Annotated in this window: 20 protein-coding genes; 14 read left to right on the forward strand and 6 right to left on the reverse strand. The window is 62.8% G+C overall.

Translation table 11 applies throughout. The features are described 5' to 3' along the window. The first annotated feature begins 32 nt into the window (after window positions 1–32). The 8 genes from CN933_RS05115 to CN933_RS05155 all read left to right on the forward strand — a co-directional run bounded on the left by CN933_RS05115 (window position 33) and on the right by CN933_RS05155 (window position 9,225). Window positions 33–1,010, forward strand: coding sequence for a quinone oxidoreductase family protein (locus CN933_RS05115; RefSeq protein ID WP_102761316.1), 978 nt, complete (start codon window positions 33–35; stop codon window positions 1,008–1,010). A 144-nt stretch (window positions 1,011–1,154) separates the two neighbouring features. After that, on the forward strand, window positions 1,155–2,741 hold the full coding sequence (locus CN933_RS05120) for an ABC transporter ATP-binding protein (RefSeq protein ID WP_102761317.1): 1,587 nt from the start codon (window positions 1,155–1,157) through the stop codon (window positions 2,739–2,741). Then, on the forward strand, window positions 2,731–3,825 hold the full coding sequence (locus CN933_RS05125) for an ABC transporter permease (protein WP_102761318.1): 1,095 nt from the start codon (window positions 2,731–2,733) through the stop codon (window positions 3,823–3,825). Before CN933_RS05120 ends, CN933_RS05125 begins: the two co-directional genes overlap by 11 nt. Then, window positions 3,825–4,745 (forward strand): ABC transporter permease, encoded by a 921-nt coding sequence (locus tag CN933_RS05130; protein WP_018094990.1) that lies wholly within the window; start codon window positions 3,825–3,827, stop codon window positions 4,743–4,745. The genes CN933_RS05125 and CN933_RS05130 overlap by 1 nt, the downstream gene beginning before the upstream one ends. 46 nt (window positions 4,746–4,791) lie before the next feature. Further along, window positions 4,792–5,862, forward strand: coding sequence for a BMP family ABC transporter substrate-binding protein (locus CN933_RS05135; RefSeq protein ID WP_018094989.1), 1,071 nt, complete (start codon window positions 4,792–4,794; stop codon window positions 5,860–5,862). Window positions 5,863–6,038: 176 nt separating this feature from the next. After that, complete coding sequence (locus tag CN933_RS05140; protein ID WP_018094988.1) at window positions 6,039–6,788, forward strand: FadR/GntR family transcriptional regulator; 750 nt, start codon at window positions 6,039–6,041, stop codon at window positions 6,786–6,788. A gap of 428 nt (window positions 6,789–7,216) precedes the next feature. Then, entirely contained in the window at window positions 7,217–8,509 is a 1,293-nt protein-coding gene (locus CN933_RS05150) for a hemolysin family protein (RefSeq protein WP_018094987.1), read from the forward strand. Between the two features lie 125 nt (window positions 8,510–8,634). Then, window positions 8,635–9,225, forward strand: a complete 591-nt coding sequence (locus tag CN933_RS05155; protein WP_018094986.1) for a hypothetical protein — start codon at window positions 8,635–8,637, stop codon at window positions 9,223–9,225. A gap of 59 nt (window positions 9,226–9,284) precedes the next feature. Here the strand turns inward: CN933_RS05155 and CN933_RS05160 are convergent, their stop codons facing one another. From CN933_RS05160 to CN933_RS05180, 5 genes are read right to left on the reverse strand one after another with little or no spacing between them, the layout of a single operon-like run. Further along, window positions 9,285–10,505, reverse strand: coding sequence for a molybdopterin molybdotransferase MoeA (locus CN933_RS05160; RefSeq protein WP_018094985.1), 1,221 nt, complete (start codon window positions 10,503–10,505; stop codon window positions 9,285–9,287). Continuing rightward, window positions 10,505–10,999: a cyclic pyranopterin monophosphate synthase MoaC gene (gene moaC / locus CN933_RS05165; protein WP_018094984.1), complete on the reverse strand. Its 495-nt coding sequence runs from the start codon at window positions 10,997–10,999 to the stop codon at window positions 10,505–10,507. Before moaC ends, CN933_RS05160 begins: the two co-directional genes overlap by 1 nt. Then, window positions 10,999–11,814 carry an indole-3-glycerol phosphate synthase TrpC gene (trpC, locus tag CN933_RS05170; RefSeq protein ID WP_018094983.1) on the reverse strand — a complete coding sequence of 272 codons (816 nt, stop codon included), beginning with the start codon at window positions 11,812–11,814 and terminating at the stop codon, window positions 10,999–11,001. The genes moaC and trpC overlap by 1 nt, the downstream gene beginning before the upstream one ends. 9 nt (window positions 11,815–11,823) lie before the next feature. Continuing rightward, complete coding sequence (trpD, locus tag CN933_RS05175) at window positions 11,824–12,837, reverse strand: anthranilate phosphoribosyltransferase (RefSeq protein WP_018094982.1); 1,014 nt, start codon at window positions 12,835–12,837, stop codon at window positions 11,824–11,826. 18 nt (window positions 12,838–12,855) lie between these two features. Beyond that, complete coding sequence (locus CN933_RS05180) at window positions 12,856–14,748, reverse strand: peptidylprolyl isomerase (RefSeq protein ID WP_018094981.1); 1,893 nt, start codon at window positions 14,746–14,748, stop codon at window positions 12,856–12,858. 351 nt (window positions 14,749–15,099) lie between these two features. On the opposite strand from CN933_RS05180, the gene CN933_RS05185 reads away from it, so the two are divergent. The 5 genes from CN933_RS05185 (at window position 15,100) to CN933_RS05205 (ending at window position 21,545) form a co-directional block, all read left to right on the forward strand. After that, window positions 15,100–16,746, forward strand: coding sequence for a Na/Pi cotransporter family protein (locus tag CN933_RS05185; RefSeq protein WP_018094980.1), 1,647 nt, complete (start codon window positions 15,100–15,102; stop codon window positions 16,744–16,746). Window positions 16,747–16,899: 153 nt separating this feature from the next. Further along, the gene (gene glmU / locus CN933_RS05190) at window positions 16,900–18,270 is read left to right on the forward strand and encodes a bifunctional UDP-N-acetylglucosamine diphosphorylase/glucosamine-1-phosphate N-acetyltransferase GlmU (RefSeq protein ID WP_018094979.1); all 1,371 of its coding nucleotides are present in this window, start codon (window positions 16,900–16,902) and stop codon (window positions 18,268–18,270) included. Between the two features lie 243 nt (window positions 18,271–18,513). Continuing rightward, a complete protein-coding gene (glmS, locus tag CN933_RS05195; RefSeq protein ID WP_018094978.1) occupies window positions 18,514–20,340 on the forward strand; it encodes a glutamine--fructose-6-phosphate transaminase (isomerizing) in 1,827 nt (608 codons plus the stop codon). Next, the gene (locus CN933_RS05200; RefSeq protein ID WP_018094977.1) at window positions 20,337–20,834 is read left to right on the forward strand and encodes a GNAT family N-acetyltransferase; all 498 of its coding nucleotides are present in this window, start codon (window positions 20,337–20,339) and stop codon (window positions 20,832–20,834) included. The genes glmS and CN933_RS05200 overlap by 4 nt, the downstream gene beginning before the upstream one ends. Before the next feature lie 18 nt (window positions 20,835–20,852). Beyond that, the gene (locus tag CN933_RS05205) at window positions 20,853–21,545 is read left to right on the forward strand and encodes a DUF502 domain-containing protein (protein ID WP_018094976.1); all 693 of its coding nucleotides are present in this window, start codon (window positions 20,853–20,855) and stop codon (window positions 21,543–21,545) included. A gap of 18 nt (window positions 21,546–21,563) precedes the next feature. Here CN933_RS05205 and recG read toward each other — a convergent pair whose 3' ends face one another. After that, the gene (recG, locus tag CN933_RS05210; protein WP_018094975.1) at window positions 21,564–23,669 is read right to left on the reverse strand and encodes an ATP-dependent DNA helicase RecG; all 2,106 of its coding nucleotides are present in this window, start codon (window positions 23,667–23,669) and stop codon (window positions 21,564–21,566) included. Between the two features lie 116 nt (window positions 23,670–23,785). Between recG and CN933_RS05215 the strand changes: the two genes are divergently transcribed. Further along, window positions 23,786–24,091: an FAD assembly factor SdhE gene (locus tag CN933_RS05215; RefSeq protein ID WP_003537695.1), complete on the forward strand. Its 306-nt coding sequence runs from the start codon at window positions 23,786–23,788 to the stop codon at window positions 24,089–24,091. Window position 24,092 lies beyond the last annotated feature (1 nt).

The following is a 24,092-nucleotide window of genomic DNA, read 5'->3' on the forward strand; positions in this document are numbered from 1 at the left end:
CCGAAATCATCGCAATCGATTAGGAGTTGGACATGGCACAGGCGATCGTCGTTCGCGAACTTGGCGGACCGGAAGTTCTGAAGATGGAGGGCGTGACGCTTGCGGCGCCCGGACCCGGCGAAGTGCAGATCCGGCAGGTGGCGATCGGCCTCAACTTCATCGACGTCTATTTTCGCACCGGCCTCTACAAGTCGGCGACCGGACTTCCCTTCGTTCCGGGCAAGGAAGGCGCCGGGGTAGTGACTGCGGTGGGCGATGGGGTCAGCATGTTTTCGGTCGGCGACCGCGTCGCCTATGCATCCTCTGACGGCGCCTATGCCAGCGAGCGCAACGTAGACGCCTCGCAACTCTTGAAGGTGCCGGACGGAATCAGCCTGGAGACGGCGGCTGCGATGATGCTCAAGGGCATGACCGCGCAATACCTTCTCAACCAGACCTTCAAGGTAGGCTCGGAGACGACCTTGCTCTTTCACGCCGCCGCGGGCGGCGTCGGGCTCATTGCGGGGCAGTGGGCCAAGGCACTTGGTGCGACGGTGATCGGAACAGCCGGATCGCAGGAGAAGATCGATCTGGCTCTTGCCCATGGCTACGACCACGTCATCAACTACCGCACGGACAATTTCGTGGAGCGCGTCAAGGACTTGACCGGAGGGCGCGGCGTCGATGTCGTCTATGATTCCGTTGGGCGCGACACCTATCCGGCCTCGCTCGACTGCCTGAAGCCGCGCGGCCTCTGGGCCAGCTTCGGCAATTCCTCCGGGCCGGTGGATGCTTTCAACATCGGTATCCTGGCGCAGAAGGGCGCGCTCTATGCGACGCGCCCGACGCTCTTCACTTATGTCGCGACCCGGCCGGCCCTGGAGGCATGTGCAAATTCCCTGTTTGATGTTGTGCAAAGCAACAAAGTGCGTATCAATATCAATCAGACCTATCCGCTCGCCGAAGCAGGTCGGGCGCATACGGATCTCGAAACAAGAAAAACAAGTGGAACGACATTGCTGATTCCCTGACCGAAGCCTTACGGCGCCGGCGTCTTATCGGACGCGAAGGTCGCCGTAGTCTTCACGTGGCTGCAGGTTCTTGTCGATTGATCGGGTACGATCAAAGGAACGTGCAGTAAGGCGAGCGGGGATCGAAGAGGGGAAGAGGGCAGCGTGCCTGAAAAGGGACAAACCGCGAGCGGCCCGCTGCTGGCCGTTCGCAACCTTACGAAATTGTTCGGCTCGTTCGCGGCCTGCAATGCAATCGATCTGCAGATAGAACCCGGAGAAATCCACGCGCTGCTCGGCGAGAACGGCGCGGGAAAGTCGACGCTGGTGAAGATGCTGTTCGGCGTGCTCGCGCCGAGCGCCGGCGAGATCATGTGGCAGGGGTCGAATGTTCGCATCGGCAGCCCGAGCGACGCCCGCCGGCTCGGCATAGGCATGGTCTTTCAGCATTTCTCTCTGTTCGAGGCACTGACGGTCGCCGAGAATATCGCCCTTTCGATGGACAGGTCGGTTTCGCTTGCCCGGGTTGCCGAGGAAGCGTCACGGCTGTCGCGCATCTATGGCCTGCCGCTCGATCCGAAGGCGCATGTCGCCGATCTCTCGGTCGGCGAAAGGCAGCGGATCGAAATCGTCCGGGCTCTCCTGCAGAACCCGCAGCTCATCATTCTCGACGAACCGACTTCGGTGCTGACGCCCCAGGAAGCCGACCGCCTTTTCGAGACGCTGCAGAAATTGCGATCGGAGGGGCGTTCCGTCCTTTATATCAGCCATCGTCTCGAGGAAGTGCAGCGCATCTGCGACCGCGCGACGGTGCTGAGACACGGCAAGGTAACCGGCGCCTGCGATCCGCGCGCGGAAACGCCCGCCTCTCTTGCACGCATGATGGTAGGCAGCGACGTTGCCGTCGTGACGCCGGAGGGAACGAGCACCAGAGGCGACGTGCAGTTGGAGGCGCGGCATCTTTCCGTCGCGGCGCGCACGCCCTTTGCAGTCTCCTTGAAGAACATCTGTCTCAAGGTCAGGGCAGGCGAGGTGCTCGCGATCGCCGGTGTGGCCGGCAACGGGCAGAGCGAGCTCTTCGATGCGCTTTCGGGCGAATATCCGGTCGCCGACGACAATGCCATCCAGATCCGCCAGCGGCCGGTGGGGACGAGGAACATCAATGCCCGCCGTCTGATGGGCGCCGGTTTCGTGCCGGAGGAGCGCCATGGGCACGCCGCGGTCTCGGCGCTGTCGCTCTCCGACAATCTCGTGCTCGCGCGCAGCCAATCGGATCGCCGGGCTTTTCTCGGCGGCGGCGCACTGAAGATCATCCGCCACGGCGCCGTCCAGGCGGCGACGAAGCGGATTGCCGAGGCGATGGACGTGCGCAAGAGCGGCGAGGATCCGCCGGCCGGATCACTCTCCGGCGGCAATCTGCAGAAGTTTATCGTCGGACGGGAACTCGACTGTCAGCCGGCCGTGCTCGTCGTCAACCAGCCCACTTGGGGCGTCGACGCCGGAGCGGCGAGCCGTATCCGTCAGGCCCTGGTCGATCTCGCAAAAGCGGGATCCGCTGTCCTTGTCATCAGTCAGGACCTCGATGAAATATTCGAAGTGGCGACCGAGATTGCCGTCATAAGCGACGGGCGTCTCTCCGACCCCTATCCGGCCCGTGAACTTTCGCGCGAAAAGATCGGCCTGTTGATGGGTGGCATGTATGGCCGATCGGAAGGCGGGGCGGAAGGTACGGGAGCAGCGCATGCGGATTGAACTCGAAAAGCGCGCGAAGGCCTCGACGCTGTTTTCCATCCTCTCGCCGTTCATCGCTTTTGCGCTGACCATCATCTTCGGCGGCGTGATGTTCGCATTGCTCGGCAAGAATCCGGCGACGGCGCTCTACAGCTACTTCGTGGAGCCGCTGAGCGAGGTCTGGTCGCTGCACGAACTCGCGATCAAGGCGGCGCCACTGATCCTGATCGGCGTCGGGCTCTCCGTCTGCTTCCGCTCCAACAACTGGAACATCGGCGCAGAAGGGCAGTTCATCATGGGCGCAATCGCCGGCTCGGCCCTCCCGGTACTCTTCTACGATTGGCAGTCGCCGTTGATACTGCCGCTGATGATGCTTCTCGGCATGCTCGGTGGAGCGCTCTTCGCCGCGATACCGGCCTTCCTGAAAGCGCATATGAATACGAACGAGATCTTGACGAGTCTGATGCTGGTCTATGTGGCCCAGCTCTTTCTCGACTGGCTCGTGCGTGGCCCTTGGCGCAACCCTCAAGGTATGAACTTCCCGGAAACGCGAACGTTCGGCGCGGACGCTATCCTTCCCGAAATGCTCGCCTCGGGGCGTACGCATTGGGGTTTTGCCTTCGCGATCATCGCGGCGGTGCTGGTGTGGTTCATGATGCGCTATACGTTGAAGGGATTCGAAATCACCGTTCTCGGCCAATCAGAGCGGGCAGGGCGCTTTGCCGGCTTTTCCTCGCGCAGGATGATCTGGTTCTCGATGCTGTTTTCCGGCGCGCTGGCGGGGCTCGCCGGCATTTCGGAAGTGAGCGGAGCCATGCAGCAGCTGCGTCCTGTGATCTCGCCCGGTTACGGCTTCACCGCCATCATCGTCGCGTTCCTCGGCCGGCTCAATCCGCTCGGAATCGTGGCCGCCGGTCTCGTCCTGGCGTTGACTTATCTCGGCGGCGAGGCCGCGCAGCTTTCGATCGGCGTATCCGACAAGGTGACGCGCGTCTTCCAGGGGCTGCTGCTGTTCTTCGTGCTGTCGTGCGACGCGCTCATTCACTATCGCATCAGGCTGGTGTGGGATCGCTTCGCAGCGGTCAAGACGGAAGAGGCGCACTGATGGGCATAGTCGAAGCAATCCTCTTAAGCGTCATCACGGCTGCGACGCCGCTGGTCCTCGCCGCCCTCGGCGAGCTCGTCGCCGAACGGTCCGGCGTGCTCAACCTCGGCGTCGAAGGCATGCTGATCATGGGAGCTGTCTGCGCCTTCGCGGCGACGCAGCTCAGCGGCTCGCCCTATGTTGGAATTCTTGCCGGCATCGCTGCCGGCGCCGTGTTTTCGCTGCTGTTCGGCTTCCTGACGCTGACGCTCGTTGCCAACCAGGTAGCGACCGGCCTGGCGCTGACGCTCCTCGGGCTCGGCGTTTCCGGAATGGTCGGAGAAAGTTTTCTCGGGATGCAGGGTATCAAGCTGCAGCCGATCGCAATTCCGCTCCTGTCGAAGATACCGGTCGTCGGACCGCTTTTGTTTCGGCAGGACGCCATATTCTATGCGTCGGTCGCGATCGTGGTGGGCGTCCATCTGTTTCTGTTCCGGAGCCGTGCGGGTTTGAAGTTGCGGGCGGTGGGCGACAGTCACGCCTCGGCCCACGCCCTCGGCGTGAACGTCATTCGCACACGCTACCTGGCCGTTCTGTTCGGCGGCGCCTGCGCCGGACTTGCCGGCGCGCAATTGTCGCTCGTCTACACGCCTCAATGGGTGGAGAACATGTCGGCCGGCCGCGGCTGGATCGCGCTGGCACTGGTGGTTTTCGCCTCCTGGCGGCCCTGGCGCGTCGTCGCCGGAGGATATCTCTTCGGAGCCGTCTCGATAAGCCAGCTTCATGCGCAGGCTTTCGGCATCGGCATTCCGTCGCAGTTCCTGACTGCGCTTCCCTATCTCGCAACGATTGTCGTACTCATTCTCATATCGCATAACCGGCGTATGACCCTGATCAATACGCCGGCATCGCTCGGCAAGCCGTTTGTGCCGGACCGGTGAAGAACAACAGCCAGACGGACATTTCTCAAACCGACAGAGGTCAAAAATGAAAAAACTACTCGTCGCCCTCGCAACCACCGTCGCCGTGCTCGGTATCGCGCCGGCTGCAAGCGCTCAGGAGAAGGCAAAGATCTGCTTCATCTATGTCGGCTCGAAGACAGACGGCGGCTGGACCCAGGCCCACGACATCGGCCGCCAGGAGCTCGAAAAGGAGCTCGGCGACAAGATCGAAACGCAGTTCCTGGAAAACGTGCCGGAAGGTCCGGACGCCGAACGCGCGATCGAGCGCCTGGCGCGTTCCGGCTGTGGTCTGATTTTCACCACGTCCTTCGGGTTCATGGATGCTACGATCAAGATCGCCGGCAAATTCCCGGATGTGAAGTTCGAGCACGCGACCGGCTACAAGACCGCGCCGAACGTGGCCACCTATAACAGCCGTTTCTACGAAGGCCGCTACATCCAAGGCCAGATCGCCGCGAAAATGTCGGAAAAGGGCGTTGCCGGCTACATCGCCTCGTTCCCGATTCCCGAGGTGGTGATGGGCATCAACGCCTTCGTCATCGGTGCCCGGGCGGTCAATCCGGACTTCAAGATCAAGGTCGTATGGGCGAACACCTGGTTCGATCCGGGCAAGGAAGCGGACGCCGCCAAGGCGCTCATCGACCAGGGCGTCGATATCATCACTCAGCATACCGACACGACCGCGCCGATGCAGGTCGCAGCCGAGCGCGGTATCAAGGCTTTCGGTCAGGCATCCGACATGATTGCCGCCGGCCCGCAGACGCAATTGACTGCGATCGTCGATACCTGGGGCGCCTACTATGTGAAGCGCACCAAGGCCTTCCTCGATGGAACATGGTCGACGACTTCGAGCTGGGACGGCCTGAAGGACGGCATCCTGACCATGGCGCCCTACACCAACATGCCCGATGACGTGAAGGCGATGGCGGAAGCGACGGAGGCGAAAATCAAGTCCGGCGAACTGAAGCCGTTTACCGGTCCGCTCAACAAGCAGGATGGCAGCCCGTGGCTGAAAGAGGGCGAGACCGCCGACGACGCGACGCTGCTCGGCATGAACTTCTATGTCGAAGGCGTAGACGACAAGCTGCCGCAATAATCGAACGCCCGAACACGGCAATTGCAACCCCGCGCCTCGTGCGCGGGGTTTTCTATAGTCCGACGGCCTGCCTGCAACTCTCCGCAGGCCTTTCAGGAATCGTCTATTCGATCTAGTGTTGATCGTCGCCGGCAAGAATCACGCTGACGATGAGGAGTTTCCCTGGGGAGGAGTGGTTGAAGAGCGTGCTTGAGACCGTGATATCCGGCACGCCGAAGCGGACGAGCCATGCACAGGTCGTGGATCAGCTCGGCAAGGCGATCGTTTCGGGCGAGTTCCCGGTCGGCAGCATTCTCCCCGGAGATCCTGAACTGGCGCTCCGTTTCCGCGTCTCGCGGACGGTACTGCGCGAAGCGATGAAGACACTTGCCGCCAAGGGCATGATCGTTCCGCGCGCTCGGATCGGCACGCGCGTCACGCCCCGAAAGGAATGGAATCTCTTCGACAGCGACATTCTCACCTGGCATTTCGCCTGCGGCGTCGATGAGGACTTTCTCTACCATCTGAGCGAGGTACGGCTTGCCTTCGAGACCCATGCTGCGGCACTGGCGGCAAGAAACGCGTCGGATGCGGAAATCGCGGGGATGATGCGGCTCGCCGTCGCCATGGGCGAGGCGAATCACACCCCCGAGAGTCTCGCCGTGGCGGACCTCAAGTTCCATCTCTCGGTCATCGAAGCATCCGGCAATCCCTTTCTGCGTACCGTCGGGGGCTTGATCGAGGCAGCCCTTGTCGGCGTGTTCAAGCTCAGTTCGCCGACAGCCGAGAAGGGCGGCATCGACGAAGTTGCGCGCAACCATATCCGCATCGTCGAGGCGATCGGCAAACGCGACGAGGCGGCTGCACGCCTTGCGATGGAGCATGTGATCAAGGTAGGGCGTGCGCGCATCCGTCAGGCGCTAAGCGGCGGCGGTGCAGAAGCCTGACCGAAGGCCGTCAAACACATTGACAAGACAGCGGCATTCTAGGGCCTGTTGAGATTCGGGCCACCGCCGCCGCGTGTTTGACTTCCTCATTCCTGTGCTTGTCACAGGAATCCAGCCAGACCAAGTCCTTGGGCTGAAGAAGGCTTCCCGCGCCGCAGACGCGGCGCTGCTGGATCCCTGTGACGAGCACATGAGGAGAGGTTGCAGTCCTCCGAAAAATTCCTGCAGCGCCGCGCGTCTTATGAGACGCTTCCCGCTCTAACTTACGTTCATGCTTTTAGGTCGAGCCGACCTCAGAACATCGTGATCCAGGCTCCGGCGCCCGGCCGTGAATTCCTGCTGGTGGCCTTGCCCGACCATGCGGCTTAGCCTATCTGGGAAGCGGGCAGTCGCGCGGCCGCCTGTTCTTCAACGGTGAACCGGAGACTATGTTCGAGCTTCTTGTCATTTTCATTCTGCTCTTGATCAACGCTTTCTTCGCGTTGTCGGAAATGGCAATCGTCTCGGCAAGCAAGCCGCTGCTTCGTCAGATGGTGAAGCAGGGTAACCGGCGCGCGGAGGCCGCGCTGACGCTGGCCGAGGATCCGGGCAAATTCCTGTCGACGGTGCAGGTCGGCATCACCCTTGTCGGCATCCTCGCGGGCGCCTATGGCGGCGCGACGATCGCGGCAAAGATTGCGCCGTTCCTGAACGACATCGGCTGGATCAGCCCTTACGGCGACACCGTCGCGGTCGCGCTCGTCGTCACGCTGATTACGTTTCTGTCGGTGGTCATCGGCGAGCTCATCCCCAAGCAGTTGGCGCTTCGAAATCCCGAAGGGCTGGCCATGTTCGTCGCCGGTCCGATGGCGCTGCTTTCCCGTATCGTAGCGCCGGTCGTCTTTATTTTCGAAACGGCGGCCTCTATTGCGATGCGGCTCATGGGCATGAGGCCGGAGGATGCCGATCGCGTCACCGAAGAGGAAGTGCAGGCGATCATGGCGGAAGGCGTCGAAAGCGGCGCCATCGAGAAGAGCGAGCACGAGATGCTGCGGCGAATCATCCGCCTCGGCGATCGCAACGTCAAATCGATCATGACCCACCGCACAGAGGTCGGTTTCATCGACGTTCACGACAGCCTGGAGACGATCGGGCAGAAGATCCGGCAATTCGGCCACTCGCGCTACCCGGTGATCGACGGCCCATCGGGTGATGTCATCGGCGCGGTCCTTACCAAGGAGATATTGAATGTTGCGCCGGCCGCGCCCTTCAACATCCGCGATTATGTCCGCGAAATTCTTACGCTGCCGGAGACGGCCTCCTGTCTGAAAGCTCTCGAAGCCTTCAAGTCGTCCAGCATCAATATGGCGATGATCGTCGACGAATACGGGAGCACGGAGGGGATCATCACCACCGCCGACATCCTGGAGGCAATCGTCGGCGTCATCCCGTCGAATTATGATAATTCCGAACACGCCCTCATTCGCCAGCGCGACGACGGCAGCTATATCGTAGACGGACGGACGCCGATCGATGAAATTCACCTCCAGATCGGCATCGATGGAATCGAAGTGGACGGCGATTTCGAAACCATCGCCGGCTTCCTGGTGCAGCAGTTGCGCAAGACTCCGGAGGAGGGCGACACTGCCGAGGCCCACGGCTATCGCTTCGAGGTGATCGACATGGACGGCCGACGCATCGACAAGATCCTCGTCAGCCGGGCCGGTGAAACACTTTCATGACGCGGTTTTCCGCGACATCCCGCGTCTCAACTCATCAGAATCGATCACATTCATGATTTCAGGTCGATTCGACCTAAAATCACCGCGATCCGCCTGGAAGTAGTCGAGGTGAATGCGCGCGGGCGATGCAGATGGCGGCGAAGGCGGAAAATCGTAACGGACGCGGGAGGCTCTGGAGGAGAGTCGCGTGGGGCGCGGCCGCAGCGCTTATGCTGCTGCCCTTGCTCGCGATGCAAGTCACGGAGGAAGTGGTTTGGGATGTCGCCGATTTCGCTGTCTTCGGAGCCATGCTGATCGCCGCAGGCGGCGTCTACGAGGCGTCGGCAAGGTTCGCTGCCGGCAACGCATACCGCGCAGCCGTCGGCCTTGCGCTGGCGACAGCATTCCTCCTGGTGTGGGTGAATCTCGCCGTCGGCATCATCGGGACCGAGGATGACCCCGCTAACCTCCTCTATGGCGGGGTGCTGGCGTTTGGCATCCTCGGCGCCTTCATCGCGCGCTTTCAGCCGGCCGGAATGGCCCGCGCTTTCTTCGCAACGGCGCTCGCGCAGGCGCTGGTCGCCGCGGTGGCGGTGGCCGCAGGGATGGGTTACCCGGCAAGTCCGCCGCTGGAAATCCTTGGCGTCAATGCCTTGTTCGCAATGCTCTGGCTCGCATCGGCCTTGTTGTTTCGGAAAGCGGCGCGGGAAAAACCTCCCGCGGGCAGGGCACCGTAGCTCAGCACTCCAGCCTTCCTCGGCGATCTCTAGAGCATTTCAATTTGGTCCAACGCAAGTCAGGCGGAATCTCTTAGCCTGAAAACCCTGCATGGCTCTCCGCTCGCAGCTTCGGGAGCACCCGGTCGCCGCACGATCAACCCGTCGGACTGCGCGAAAACGCTGACCATGGACGAATCCTGCCGCGGGAACGGATGCGCCACGAGCGAACCGTCCGCCTCGAGCGTGAGGCGGGCACGTATATAATCCTGGCGCCGGTCATTGGCCGGCAGCGCTGCGGCAAGCCGTGCATCGACCAGTCTCGAACGGGGCGGCAGATGCGAAAGCTTGCGCGTCAAAGGCTCGAGGAAGAGGAGGGCGCAGACGAGGCTCGAAACGGGGTTTCCGGGAAGGCCGAGCACCGTGATGCCGTCGAGATCGCCGACCATCAGCGGTTTTCCCGGCCGCATGGCGATGCGCCAAAAGTCCAGCGTCATGCCGCAGTCGAGAAGCGTCGACTGGACGAGATCGTGATCGCCGACCGAGGCTCCTCCGAGTGTTACCAGCACGTCCACCTGGGCTGCCTGTGCCTTGGCGACGGCGCTGGCGATCGCCGTCCGATCGTCGCCGACAATGCCGAGATCAAGAACTTCGGCCCCATTGTCGCGGGCAACCGCAGCGATCCCGAAACTGTTGGAAGCGATGATCTGGTCGGGGCCGAGGGAACTTCCCGGCGGCAACAACTCGTCGCCCGTGGCGATGATTGCAACCTTGGTTCGCGCAAAAACCGGCAGGTCCTGATGATTCATGGCGGCCGCGAGCGTCAGGCGCCCGGCGTCGATCGCGCTGCCGGCGGAAAGCGCGACGTCACCTGCCAGGAAATCCTGGCCCGCCAAACGGATGTGGCGGCCCTTTGCCGGCGCAAACAGGGTGCGGATGCGGCCGTCCGGCAGTTTTTCCGTGTCTTCCTGAATGATGACGGTATCAGCGCCTGCAGGTACCGGCGCGCCGGTAAAGATGCGTACGGCCTCCCCGCCTTTCACTTCGCCGCGAAAACGGTGTCCTGCGGCCGACTGGCCGATAACGGAGAGCTCCGCTCCGACTTCGGCGATATCCTCGTGGCGGACGGCATAACCATCCATCGCGGAATTGTCGAAAGGGGGGTGGGTCAGCTTGGCCGCCACGTTCTCGGCGAGCACCCTTCCGAGGCATTCATGCAGCGAAACGCGCTCCGTCCGTTGCAGCGGATTGGCCCTGGCCAAAATCCTCTGAAGTGCTTCCTCGACCGAAAGAAGCGACATCAGCGCATCTCTCCCCCGCCGTGATAATCGCCGGAACGCCCGCCCGACTTGCTGACCAGCCGCACGCCGGAGATTTCCATTTCCCGGTCAGCGGCCTTGGCCATGTCGTATATCGTCAGGCAGGCTACGCTGACGGCGGTCAACGCCTCCATTTCGACACCCGTCCGTCCGGTCAGCTTCGCCATCGCTTCGACCCGCAATCCGGGAAGGGCGTCATCCGGCGTAATATCGACGGACACTTTCGTCAGCATCAAGGGATGGCAGAGCGGAATGAGGCTGGATGTCTGCTTGGCGGCCATGATGCCCGCCAGCCGGGCGGTCGCGATCACGTCGCCCTTCTTGGCATTTCCTTCGCGAATGAGTGTCAGCGTCTCCGGCTTCATCCTGACGAAGCCCTCCGCGACAGCGATACGGACCGTCTCGGCCTTGTCGCCGACATCGACCATGCGGGCTTCGCCGGCGCTGTCTATATGGGTGAGGGTCGGCCCGCTCATCACTCTGCCGCCAGGATATTTGCCGAGCCGGTCAGCAGCGCGCGCGTCGCCGCCTCCACGTCGTCCTTCCTCATCAGGCTTTCACCGACCAGGAAGGTCGTAATCCCGCTCTTCTCGAGGCGCCGGCAGTCTTCGTGGGTGAAAACGCCGCTTTCGCCGACCAGGAGACGGTCTGAGGAAACCATTGCCGCGAGCCGTTCGGAGACGGCGAGGTCGACCTCGAACGTCCTGAGATTACGGTTGTTGATCCCGACGAGCGGCGATGACAGGCGAAGTGCTCGCTCCATCTCCTCCGCGTCGTGTACTTCGACGAGGACATCCATGCCGAGTGCAAACGCGGCTTCTTCCAGCCGGCGCGCATCATCGTCGCCAAGCGAAGCCATGATCAGCAGTATGCAATCGGCGCCCCAGGCGCGCGCTTCGAAAACCTGATAGGTGTCGAACATGAAGTCCTTGCGCAGAGCCGGGAGCGGGCAGGCCTCGCGTGCCTTCGTCAGGAACTCCGGCGCACCCTGGAAGCTCGGCGCGTCGGTCAGGACGGAGAGGCAGGCAGCGCCGCCCGCGGCATAGGCCTTCGCCAGTTCCGGAGGGTCGAAATCGGGCCGGATCAAACCCTTCGAGGGGCTCGCCTTCTTGATTTCGGCGATCAGCCCGAACTGGCCTTTTTCCCGCCGGGCCAAAAGCGCGGCGTGGAAACCGCGCGGCGCCGACTGATCGGCGGCCCGCGCCTTCAACTCTTCGAGCGGAACGCGCGCTTTCGCAGCGGCGATCTCCTCTCGCTTATAGGCTTCGATGCGGCGCAGGATGTCCGTCATGTCTTCTCCTCAAGCCGCGTTCGAGACGGTGATCAACCGCTGCAAGGCGACCTTGGCACCGCCGCTCGAAAGCGATTGCCGGGCCAGCGCCATGCCTTCGGACAGGTCCCTGGCGCGCCCTGCTATCATCAACGACGCGGCGGCATTCGCAAGGGAAATGTCCCGGTAGGCATTTTCCGCGCCGTCGAGAACGGCCTGCAACGCAGCGGCATTGTGGGCTCCGTCTCCGCCCTTCAAGGCATCGAGCGACACGCGTTCGAGGCCGAAATCGGCCGGCGTCAGCTCGAAGTTGGTGATCGTGCCGTCCTTGAGCGCCGCCACTTTGGTCACGCCGGTGGTCGTGATCTCGTCGAGCCCTTCGCCATGCACGACCCAGACGCTTTGCGAACCGAGATCGCGGAGCACTTCCGCGAGCGGGTCGACCCATTGCGGCGCATAGACGCCGACGAGCTGCTGCCTGACGCCGGCGGGGTTGGCGAGGGGGCCGAGCAGATTGAAAATGGTTCTCGTTCCAAGTTCCACCCGCGTCGGGCCGACGTGGCGCATTGCCGAATGGTGCTGCTGGGCGAACATGAAGCCGAGACCGGCTTCGGCAATACAGCGCGAGATTGTCGCGGGTCCGATATCGAGATTGACCCCGAGGCAGGAGAGCGCATCGGCCGTTCCGGACTTCGAGCTGAGCGCGCGGTTGCCATGCTTGGCGACCGGTACACCGGCACCCGCGACGATCAGCGCGGCGAGTGTGGAAATGTTGTAGGTACCGGCACCGTCGCCGCCCGTGCCGACGATGTCGATCGCACCGTCAGGCGCTTCCACGGGCAACATGCGTGCGCGCATGGCGCCGACCGCGCCCACGATCTCGTCGACCGTTTCGCCACGCACCCGGAGCGCCATCAGAAAACCGCCGATCTGCGATGGCGTGGCGGCTCCGGACATGATGATCTCGAAGGCCGCGCGCGCATCCTCGCGACTCAGTGCCTCGCGCGCTGCGACTTTCGCGACGAACGGTTTCAAATCACTCATGGGTTTGCTTCTCCGTCGTCACCGTTGCGCCAGGGCCGTTTCGGCAAGCGACTGGTTGATCGAAACGCCGTAGGCGGTTTGCAAGGTGGAGACCATCTGATCCAGGATGTCGTCACCGCTCGCGCGCGCAATCGCTTCGATCTGGCTGCTGTCGTTGTCGAGGGCGTCGGCAGGCGCTTTCTCTTCGACCGATGTAACCTGCATGAGCACCTGGCCATCGCCGCCGATCCCCGGGGCATTGGCGACATGGCCGTTCGGGCCGCCGAAGGCCGCGATCACCGCGGCAGGACTCAGACTCGCATCGTTGGTCCCGCGGGTCAGCCCGGTCTTGGTCTCGACGACAAGGCCGAGTTCGCTTGCGATATCGGCGAGCTTGGCGCCCTTCTCGATACGTTCCTTGAGTTCCTTCGCCTTGGCGGCCAGTGCCGCGCGCTGCTGCTCCGCAGTCCAGTCGGCGGCCACTTCGTCGCGCACTTCGTCAAGCGTCCGGTCCCGGGCCGGAATGATTTCCTCGACATCGAACCATGCGGAGCCGTCGCGCCCGATATTGACGGCAAGGGTATCCGTTCCGACATCAGCCTTGAAGACTTCCTGGAGAAGGGCGCGCGGTTCCGGAAGGTCCTTAACTTCGTCGCCGTTTTGATCCTTGCCGGAAGCGTCGACCGCGTCGACCGTGACGAGCTTGAGCTTCAGCTGTTCGGCGATCTCCTTGACGGTCACGCCGCCGGCGCGTTCATCTTCGATCTTGTCATGAAGACCGACGAGCTGCTCGCGGGCGGCGTCGAGGGCGATTTCGTTGCGCAGTTCTTCCTTGACTTCGTCAAAGCTGCGAACCGCATCGGGCCGGATGTTGGTTACGCGCAGGATGACCGGGCCGAATGCACCTTCGACGACGGGCGTGGTGCCGCCATCCTGGGCAACGGCAAAGGCTGCATCGGCAATCTTTGCGTCCGGCATGCGCTCCTTGGTGAAGTCGCCGAGGAGTACATCTGCCGACGTCTTGCCCTCGGCCTTGACCAGATCGTCGAAGGACGTGCCGGCCGCAAGCTTGGCGGCCGCGGCGTCGGCGGCCTCGCGCGACGGGAAGGTGAGCTGCTCGACCGTCCTCGTTGCCGGCGTGCGGTAGCTCTCCTTGCGCTTCTCATAATCGGCGCGAAGCTCTTCCTCCGTCACGGCGTCGGGTGCGGCCAGGTCCTCGGGCTCCAGCTTGATGTAGCTGATCTTGCGGTATTCCGGAGCGCGATAGTTCGCCTTGCGGCTTTCGAACCAGGGCGCGAGCACCTCGTCGCCCGGCGTTTTGACCGCATCGATATTTGCGTTGGAAAGCAGCAGATAGTCGATCGTGCGCGTCTCGTGACGGTAATTGCCAATGGCGTCGACGAGTATCTTGGGCGCCGTGTAACCATCCGTGAGCGCATCGACGATCTGAGATCGAACCGCGACCTGGCTGCGGTTGTTGATGTAATCCTGCTCGGTCAGCCCGGCATTGCGCAGCACGCTCGAAAATGTCAGCCGGTCGAACTGCCCGTTGACGCCATGGAAGGCCGGGTCTTCGCCGATCAGCCGCGCAAGCCTGTCTTCCGAAAGACCGAGATTCATGTCGGTAGCGAGCTGGTCGAGGGCGGCACCGGCGACGAGCTGGGCGTAGACCTGGTTCTCGACGCCAAAGGCTTGTGCCTGCTGGCGCGACAAAGGCGTACCGAGCTGGCGCGAGAGCAGGGCGATCTGCCGTTCGTAAGCCAGGCGAAAGTCGCTCGCCGATACCTTGATGTCGCCGACGGTAACGACCGCATTGGGAGTGCTTGGCACCATCAACGTCTGACCACCCCACACCATGAATGAGAGGATGAGAAGGGCCAGCAGGCCTTTGACGACCCGGGTCTGGGCAGCGTTTCTCAGGGAGTCGAGCATGGGGGCAGAAAACCTCGTTGGGATGCGTCGGCATTACGCCGAATGAATTCGTTCCTTAGAACAAACCAGAGAGGAATTGAAGGCCGGTTCGTCGCAAATTGCCGCCGGCGGAGTTGAACTTGCCACCCCATCGCCATGACAGCGCGCATCAGGGCTGCCGGGGCATTCAAGAGCAAAGGCTGCAAAAGGCGCTAACGACGAAGGCAATGTCGGAATTTGTTAGCCGGCAACTTAAAGTGAGCTGCAAATTAGGCGTTGGAAGCGCGCCCCGGTGTGGCAAACTGATGGGAATCGTTTTTTGATACTCCACCGAGATTTTCGATCCGCCGGCCATTACGGGAAATCACCTCCATGCAGTCCACGATCGTGATGGTCAATCTCTTTGGTGCAGTTGCGCTGCTGCTCTTCGGCCTGTCGCTGGTCAAGGACGGGGTGACACGTGCCTTCGGGGCGCGCCTGCGCGCAGGCCTTGCGCGCGGAACGAACGGTCCCTTCCGGGCTTTTGCGACGGGGCTCGTCGCAACGCTCGGGCTGCAGAGCTCGACGGCCACGGCACTGATGACGGCCTCGTTCGTCGAGAAGGGGCTCATCCGTTCGCAGATGGCGCAGATCGTGCTGCTGGGCGCCAATGTCGGCACGGCGATGACGGCCTGGATCGTCGCACTCGGCATCGGATGGCTTTCGCCGCTGCTCATCCTCGCAGGCGTGGCCACACACCGCCTGAGCCGGTCGAGCGCGCGCCAGGGCGCCGGCTACGCGCTCGTGGGCATCGGTCTGATGCTTCTGTCGCTCGAACTGCTCGGCACGGCGACCGAGCCGATGCGCCAATCCCAGGCTCTGGGAGCGTTTCTCGGCATGCTCGACAACGCCTTGCCCGTGGCGATGATCATTGCGGCCGGTCTTGCCTTCGCGTCGTCGTCCAGCCTCGCCGTCGTCATGCTGGTGCTGTCGCTTTCATCCGCCGGCGTGCTTTCTCCCGTATTGACGGTCGCTCTGGTGCTCGGTGCCAATCTCGGTGGCGCGATCCCGCCGGTCATCACCACGCTCGGCTCCCCGCCGGCGGCCCGCCGGGTCACGCTGGGCAATCTCGTGGTGCGCGGCATCGGCTGTCTCATCGCCCTTCCGGCGGTTGGCGCCAGCGCCGACTTCCTGCAGAGCCTGCCGTTGCCGCGGCAGAACCTGCCCGTCGACGTTCACCTGCTGTTCAATCTGGTGCTGGCGATGATTGCCTGGCCCTTTGCGGGGTTGCTCGCCCGCACCATGAATCGGTTCTTCCCCGATGACGAAGCGGCCGAAACCGGGCCGCGCTACCTCGATGAGGCGGCGCTCGATACGCCGGTGATGGCTCTTTCCGGCGCCACGCGAGAGGTCCTGAGGGTGGGCGACCTGATCGAGGTCATGCTGTTGCGGACCTCCGAGGCGTTCAGCAAGAATGATGTCAACGAATTGGGCGATATCGAGAATATCGAGCGGCAGGTCGACCTCCTGCAGCAGGAAGTGAAGATCTTTCTGTCCCGGCTTGGCCGCGATGGCTTGAACGAGGAGGACGGGCGCCGTTCGATCGTGATCATCGACTATGCCATCAATCTCGAGCACATGGGCGACATCATCGAAAAGGGTCTCTGTGAACAGATCGCCAAGAAGGTGAGGGGCGGCTTGCGGTTCTCGGAGGATGGCTATCAGGAGCTGAAGGGCCTTTTCAACCTCACCATCGACAATCTGCGCATCGCGCAGACCATCTTCGTCACCCGCAATGCCGACCTGGCGCGTCATCTCATCGAGGTCAAGGTCGACGTGCGGCATATGGAGAAACGCTCCGCAGAGCGCCACCTGGAGCGGTTGCGTGACGGCCTTCTGGAAAGCCTGCAAACCAGTTCGCTGCACCTCGACATGCTGCGGGACCTGAAGCGCATCAACGCGCACATCGCCTCCGTCGCCTATCCCATTCTGGAGGAGAGCGGCCTGCTCACCGAAAGCCGTCTGCGGCCGCCGGGCTGATATCATACGGTTTGAACCGGATTAACGCGACGTGATTGTGCGAATTATGGTTCTCGCAATATGTTGCTGATAGGAACGCGCAAAAAGCGCGCGGGCAGGCGCGAGACGCCGCGTCGGAAAAATGTCCCGAGAGGGTATCAAGGAGATCAGAGTATGGAACGGACTTGCCTGGCGATCATCCTGGCGGCTGGCGAGAGCACGCGGATGAAATCGGCCATGTCGAAGGTGCTGCATCCGGTTGCCGGGCGACCGATGATCGCCCACGTCGTCGACGCCCTGGCGAGTGCATCGATCTCCGATGTGGCGCTGGTCGTCGGGCGCGATGCGGATGCCGTATCTGCAGCGGCGGCTACCGGCGAAGTGGCCGTCACGTCCTTTCTTCAGAAAGAGCGACTTGGGACCGCCCACGCCGTGCTTGCTGCCCGAGATGCGATCGCTAGAGGCTATGACGACGTTCTCGTTGTTTTCGGAGACACGCCGCTTATCACCGCCGCACCCTTGAAGGCTGCCCGCGACGGGCTTGCGGCCGGAGATGACGTCGTGGTGATTGGCTTCCAGGCGGCGGACCCGACCGGATACGGGCGTCTCATCGTGAAGGATGGAGCGCTGGTCGCCATCCGAGAACACCGGGACGCCTCCGACGAGGAGCGCCGCATCACCTATTGCAATGGCGGGCTGATGGCGATCGACGGCCGCAAGGCCCTCGATCTCCTGGACCGGATCGGCAACGCCAATGCGAAAGGCGAATACTACCTGACCGATCTCGTCGAGATCGTGCGGTCCCTCGGTGGCCGTGCAATCGCTGTCGAAGCGCCCGAAGAAGAACTCACCGGCTGCAACACCCGCGCCGAGCTTGCCTATATCGAGCGCCTCTGGCAGCAGCGCCGTCGTCACGAACTGATGCTGGCGGGCGTGTCGATGATCGCACCCGAGACCGTCTTCCTCTCATGGGACACCACACTTGCCCAGGACGTTCTCCTCGAGCCGAACGTCGTCTTCGGGCCCGGCGTGCGCGTGGAAAGCGGTGCGGTCATCCACGCCTTCTCCCATCTGGAAGGCGCTCACGTCCGTGCCGGCGCTACGGTCGGACCTTTCGCGCGCCTGCGCCCGGGCGCCGACCTCGGAGCGAAGTCGAAGGTCGGCAATTTCTGCGAGGTGAAGAACGCGGAGATCGGTGCCGGAGCCAAGGTCAATCACCTCACCTATATCGGCGACGCCTTCGTCGGCGCCGGATCCAATATCGGCGCCGGTACCATTACCTGCAACTACGATGGCGTGAACAAGCATGTCACCCGCATCGGCGCGAACGCCTTCATAGGCTCCAATTCGTCGCTCGTCGCTCCGGTTTCGATCGGCGACGGGGCGCTCGTGGCGTCCGGAAGCGTCATCACGGAAGACGTGCCGGAGGATGCGGTCGCTTTCGGCCGTGCGCGCCAGGACATCAAGCCCGGCAGGGCGCCCGTATTGCGCGAGCGCTACGAGGCGGAAAAGGCAGCCAGGAAGCGGGCAAAGGCCGCGGAGTAGACGCATTAAATATTGAAACTGAAAGTGAAATCAAAACGGATTGCGTCGCGACGCAATTTCGCTACCAAGGCTTTCAACGGGCACCTGCGGCGCCGCGCGTTTGTCAGACGCGCAATGATCGCTGCGGCATTTTAGGGTTGCTGCATATTCCTGTCCTTGAGCCGGTACGACTCGAGGAAACATGCAGTGGTCGTTACTTTTGAGCTGATACGCCGCAGGGCGTGAAGAGACGCGGAGAGGGATATGTGCGGGATTGTTGGCATCGTCGGGAATCAGCCGGTATCGGAGCGGCTGGTCGAAGCATTGAAGCGCCTGGAGTATCGCGGCTATGATTCGGCCGGCGTCGCGACGATCGACGGGGGAAAGCTGCAGCGCCGGCGCGCCGAGGGCAAGCTGGTCAACCTCGAGAGCAGGTTGAGAGAGGAGCCTCTGGCGGGCACCATCGGCATCGCCCACACGCGCTGGGCAACCCATGGAGCACCCACGGAACGCAACGCCCACCCGCATTTCACCGAAGGCGTCGCCGTGGTTCACAACGGCATCATCGAGAATTTCGCCGAGCTCAAGGACGAGCTTGCAGCAGCAGGCGCCGAATTCCAGACGGAGACGGACACCGAGGTCGTCGCGCACCTTCTGGCAAAGTTTCGCCGGGACGGCCTTGGGCGGCGCGAGGCGATGCATGCCATGCTGAAGTGCGTCAAGGGCGCCTACGCACTGGCCGTCCTTTTCGAAGACGATCGGTCGACCATCATGGCGGCGCGCAACGGACCGCCGCTGGCGATCGGCCACGGCAACGGCGAGATGTTCCTGGGTTCGGACGCGATCGCGCTTGCGCCCTTCACCAATGAAATCACCTACCTCATCGATGGTGACTGGGCCGTCATCGGCAAGACCGGCGTCCATATCTTCGATTTCGACGGCAATGTCGTCGAGCGTCCGCGCCAGATTTCGACGGCTGCTGCCTTTCTGGTGGACAAGGGCAACCATCGCCATTTCATGGAGAAGGAGATCTATGAGCAGCCGGAGGTCATCGCCCATGCTCTCGGGCACTATGTCAATTTCATAGAGAATCGTGTCGTTCCGATTTCCGACGCCATCGATTTCGGCAAGATCCCGAGCCTGGCGATCTCTGCCTGCGGCACCGCTTATCTCGCCGGCCTGATCGGCAAATACTGGTTCGAGCGCTATGCCCGCCTGCCAGTCGAAATCGACGTCGCATCCGAATTCCGCTACCGCGAGATACCGCTGTCGCCGCAGTCGGCGGCTCTTTTCATCTCGCAGTCGGGCGAGACCGCCGACACTCTGGCGTCCCTGAGATATTGCAAGGAGCACGGCCTCAAGATCGGCGCGGTCGTCAACGCCCGCGAATCGAGCATCGCGCGGGAATCCGACGCGGTCTTTCCAATCCTTGCGGGCCCCGAGATCGGCGTCGCCTCGACCAAGGCCTTCACCTGCCAGCTTGCGGTTCTGGCCGCACTCGCCGTCGGCGCGGGCAAGGCCCGCGGGACGATCAGCGACGAAGAGGAGCAGGCGCTCGTAAAGAGCCTTGCCGAAATGCCGCGCATCATGGGGCAGGTGCTGAACAGCATCCAGCCGAAGATCGAGAGTCTGTCGCGCGAACTGTCCAAATGCCACGACGTGCTCTATCTCGGCCGCGGCACCAGCTTCCCGCTGGCAATGGAAGGGGCGCTGAAGCTCAAGGAGATTTCGTATATCCACGCCGAAGGTTACGCCGCGGGCGAGCTGAAGCACGGACCGATCGCCTTGATCGACGAAAACATGCCCGTCATCGTCATCGCGCCGCATGACCGCTTCTACGACAAGACGGTATCGAACATGCAGGAGGTGGCCGCGCGCGGCGGCCGCATCATCCTGATAACCGATGAGAAAGGTGCGGCCGCGTCGAAGCTCGATACGATGCACACGATCGTGCTGCCGGAAGTCGACGAGATCATCGCGCCGATGATCTTCTCATTGCCGGTCCAGCTACTCGCCTACCATACGGCCGTCTTCATGGGGACCGACGTGGACCAGCCGCGCAACCTCGCCAAATCGGTGACGGTCGAATGATCATCCGACCGGAAACCGCGGGCGATGCCGAGACGATCCGGCAGATTACCGAGGCGGCTTTCGCCGGGCAGCCCTATAGCGACCAGACGGAGGCCCGGATCATCGACCGACTGCGCTCCGAGGACGCGATGACGCTTTCCCTCGTTGCCGAGGAAGAGGGCGAGGTGATCGGTCACATCGCATTTTCGCCTGTCACGATCACCCCGTTCGCGGTCGGCTGGTACGGGCTCGGCCCCGTGTCGGTGCGGCCGGATCGGCAAGGACGCGGCACGGGGAGCGCACTTGTGCGGCGCGGGCTCGACATGCTGCGCAAAGCCGGGGCTTCAGGCTGCGTCCTCGCGGGCAATCCGGCCTTCTATGATAGATTCGGGTTCCGCAACGAGCCTGCTCTTGTTTTTCCGGGTTGTGCGCCGCAATATTTCATGGCTTTACCCTTGTCGGGAGGGCTGGTTTCCGGCACCGTCACTTATCATCCAGCCTTCGGAGCGGACTGACGGATCGATGGCAACGGCATGACGGAAAGTTCCAAAAGCGGCATCATCGCGGCCCGGCTGCGCAACTACTTTCTCACCGGGCTTATCATCTGCGCGCCGCTGGCGATCACGGTGTGGCTGGTCCGCTCCTTTATCGAGTGGGCCGACGGTTGGGTGAAACCGTATCTGCCGAGTTTCTATAACCCCGATAATTATCTGCCGATCGCGATCCCGGGGTTCGGGCTGCTCGTCGCCGTGGTGGCCATCACCCTGGTCGGTTTCCTGACCGCGAATCTCGTCGGACGTTCGATCATCAACTTCGGTGAGTCGCTCCTCAACCGGACGCCGCTCGTCCGCTCCATCTACAAGTCGCTGAAGCAGATCTTCCAGACCGTGCTGCAGGACCAGTCGTCCTCGTTCAAGAGGGCGGGGCTGATCGAATATCCAAGCCCCGGGCTGTGGTCGCTGGTCTTTATCGCCACCGATGTGAAGGGCGAGATCGCCGCCAGGTTCGACGAGCGCGGCATGGACATGGTGACGGTCTTCCTGCCTCCGACGCCGATCCCCACCGCCGGCTTCCTGCTCTTCGTGCCGCGCGACAAGATCATTCCTCTGCAGATGAGCGCCGAGGATGCTGCGAAGCTGCTGATCTCCGGAGGCCTCGTTGCGCCGGATTACAACCCGCTGGCCAATGCGCCCCCGCGTGCGATCAAACAGCAGGAGAGCGTATGAGGTTCCGGGAGTTGACGATCAGCCGGCCCGCAGGAACCGGATCGCCTCGTCGCGCCGGAAGAGATAGAGCAGCGTCCTGAGCGCCTGACCGCGTTCCGACGTCAGTTCCGGATCCCTGTCTATGACATAGGCGGCATCCTTGCGCGCCATCTCCAGGAGGTCGGCATGCGACTCGAGGCTTGCGATGAGGAAACCCGGCGTGCCGGACTGCCGCGTGCCGAGAAGCTCGCCTTCGCCGCGCAGCTTCAGGTCCTCCTCGGCGATCAGGAAGCCGTCTTCGCTTTCACGCAGGACCGAAAGACGCGCGCGCCCCGCTTCGCTGAGCGGGCTCTTGTACAAAAGGATGCAGGTCGAGGCTTCGTCGCCGCGCCCTACGCGGCCGCGTAACTGGTGCAGTTGCGCAAGGCCGAAGCGTTCGGCGTGCTCGATGACCATGATAGTTGCATCCGGCACGTCCACGCCCACCTCGACGACCGTCGTGGCCACGAGCAAACGGATTTCACCGTTCTTGAAGGCGAGCATGACGGCGTCCTTGTCGGGCCCTGCCATGCGCCCATGCACCAGGCCGACATCCTTGCCGAACCGTCGAGCAAGGCTCTGGTAGCGCTCATCGGCGGACATGGCGTCGGTCTCCTCGGACTCCTCGACGAGCGGGCAGATCCAATAGGCCTTCTTGCCCTGCCGGAGCGCTGCGTCGAGCCTTTCCACGATCTCCTCCGTACGTTCGTTCGGTATCGTGACGGTCTGGATCGGCTTGCGCCCTGCCGGCTTCTCGGTGAGCTTCGATACATCCATGTCGCCGAAGGCGGCGAGCACGAGTGTTCTCGGAATTGGCGTCGCGGTCATGACGAGCATGTGCGGAGAGATACCCTTGGCCGTCAGCCGCAGCCTCTGATGCACGCCGAAACGATGCTGCTCGTCGACCACGGCGAGGACGAGCTGGCGATAGATCACGGCGTCCTGGAAGAGTGCGTGCGTGCCGATGACCATCTGCGTCTCGCCGGAGGCAATGCGTTCCAGTATCGCGTCCCGTTCCTTGCCCTTCGTCCTGCCGGTGAGGATATCGATCGTGATGCCCGCCGGCGCGGCCATTCGCGAAAGCGTGGCGTGGTGCTGCCGCGCGAGAATTTCCGTCGGCGCCATCAGCACGGCCTGGCCGCCGGATTCCACCGCCGCCAGCATCGCCATCAAGGCCACGGCCGTCTTGCCGGAGCCGACGTCCCCCTGCAGCAGCCGCAGCATGCGGTCGGCTCCGGACATGTCGGCAAGGATCTCGTCGACGGCCGCCGACTGGCTTTTCGTCAAGGAGAAGGGCAAGGCGGCGATTACCGGACCGCTCAACCGGCCGGTCGGATGAATCGGTGTACCGGCGACTTTGCGCAATCGCTGGCGAACCAGCGAGAGCGAAAGCTGCCCCGCCAGGAACTCGTCATAGGCGATCCGGCGGCGCGCGGGCGCCTGTGCGTCGACATCGGTTTCGTCCCGCGGTTCGTGCAGGCGCTGGAAGCTTTCTTTGGCGCTCTTGAAGCCCTGTTGGCGCAGAAGTGCCTCATCCAGCCATTCCGGCAGGTCCGGGACGCGTGCCACTGCCGCCTCGATCGACTTGCGAAGGGGCCTCGAGGTCAGACCCGCCGTCAACCCGTAGACAGCCTCGACGAGCGGCATGTTCTCCGATTCGGCCGCGCGGACCATGTAGTCCGGGTGGACCATGGAAGCGCGCCCGTTGAACCAGTCCACCTTGCCGCTGACGATCACCGTCTCATCGATGGGCAGGGCCTTCTCGAGCCAGTTGCCCCTGACGCGAAAGAAGGTGAGCGCCAGTTCGCCGGTCTCGTCGTGGAGAAAGACGCGATAGGGCGCGTTCGATCTGCCGCCGGGAGCCGGTTGGTGCCGGTCGACACGTCCGGTGATGGTGACGATCGACCCATCAGGAGCATAGGCGATTCCGGGTTGGCGGCGACGATCGATCAGCGAATGAGGGATATGGAACACAAGATCGACCACGCGGCAGTCTTCGACCGTCTCGCGCCCGAGCAGGCGCGCGTAAAGTTCGCCGGTCTTCGGGCCGATGCCGGGCAAGGTGTCGAGTGGCGAAAACAGCGGATCGAGCAGGGCAGGGCGCATAGCAATGAAATTGCGACGATAATTCCGCCTTTGGCAAGGCTGACAACCCGCTTTCCAGCGTTTATAGAGCCCATGATCTCGATCCGCCGGAGCGGCGGAGGCAGGAAGGACATCCCATGACCGGCATTTCGCGCACGAGCGCCGATCTCGACCCGCGTCGGCGCAGGATTCTTTTCCGTGCGTGGCACCGCGGCATTCGCGAGATGGACCTGATCCTCGGCCAGTTCGCCGAGGCGGAGCTCGCCACCTTGTCCGAGGCGGAGCTCGACGAACTCGAAGCGATCATGGGGGAGGAGGACAACGACCTCGTCCGCTGGATCACCGGAGAAAAACCGCTGCCCGAGCGTTATGCGACGGAACTCTTCTTCCGGATCGCTGCCTATCGCCCGGATTTCGACCCGGTTCGCCACGAAACGAAGTAGA

It is taken from the genome of Sinorhizobium sp. M4_45 (assembly GCF_002885915.1).
Lineage (GTDB): Bacteria > Pseudomonadota > Alphaproteobacteria > Rhizobiales > Rhizobiaceae > Sinorhizobium > Sinorhizobium meliloti_A.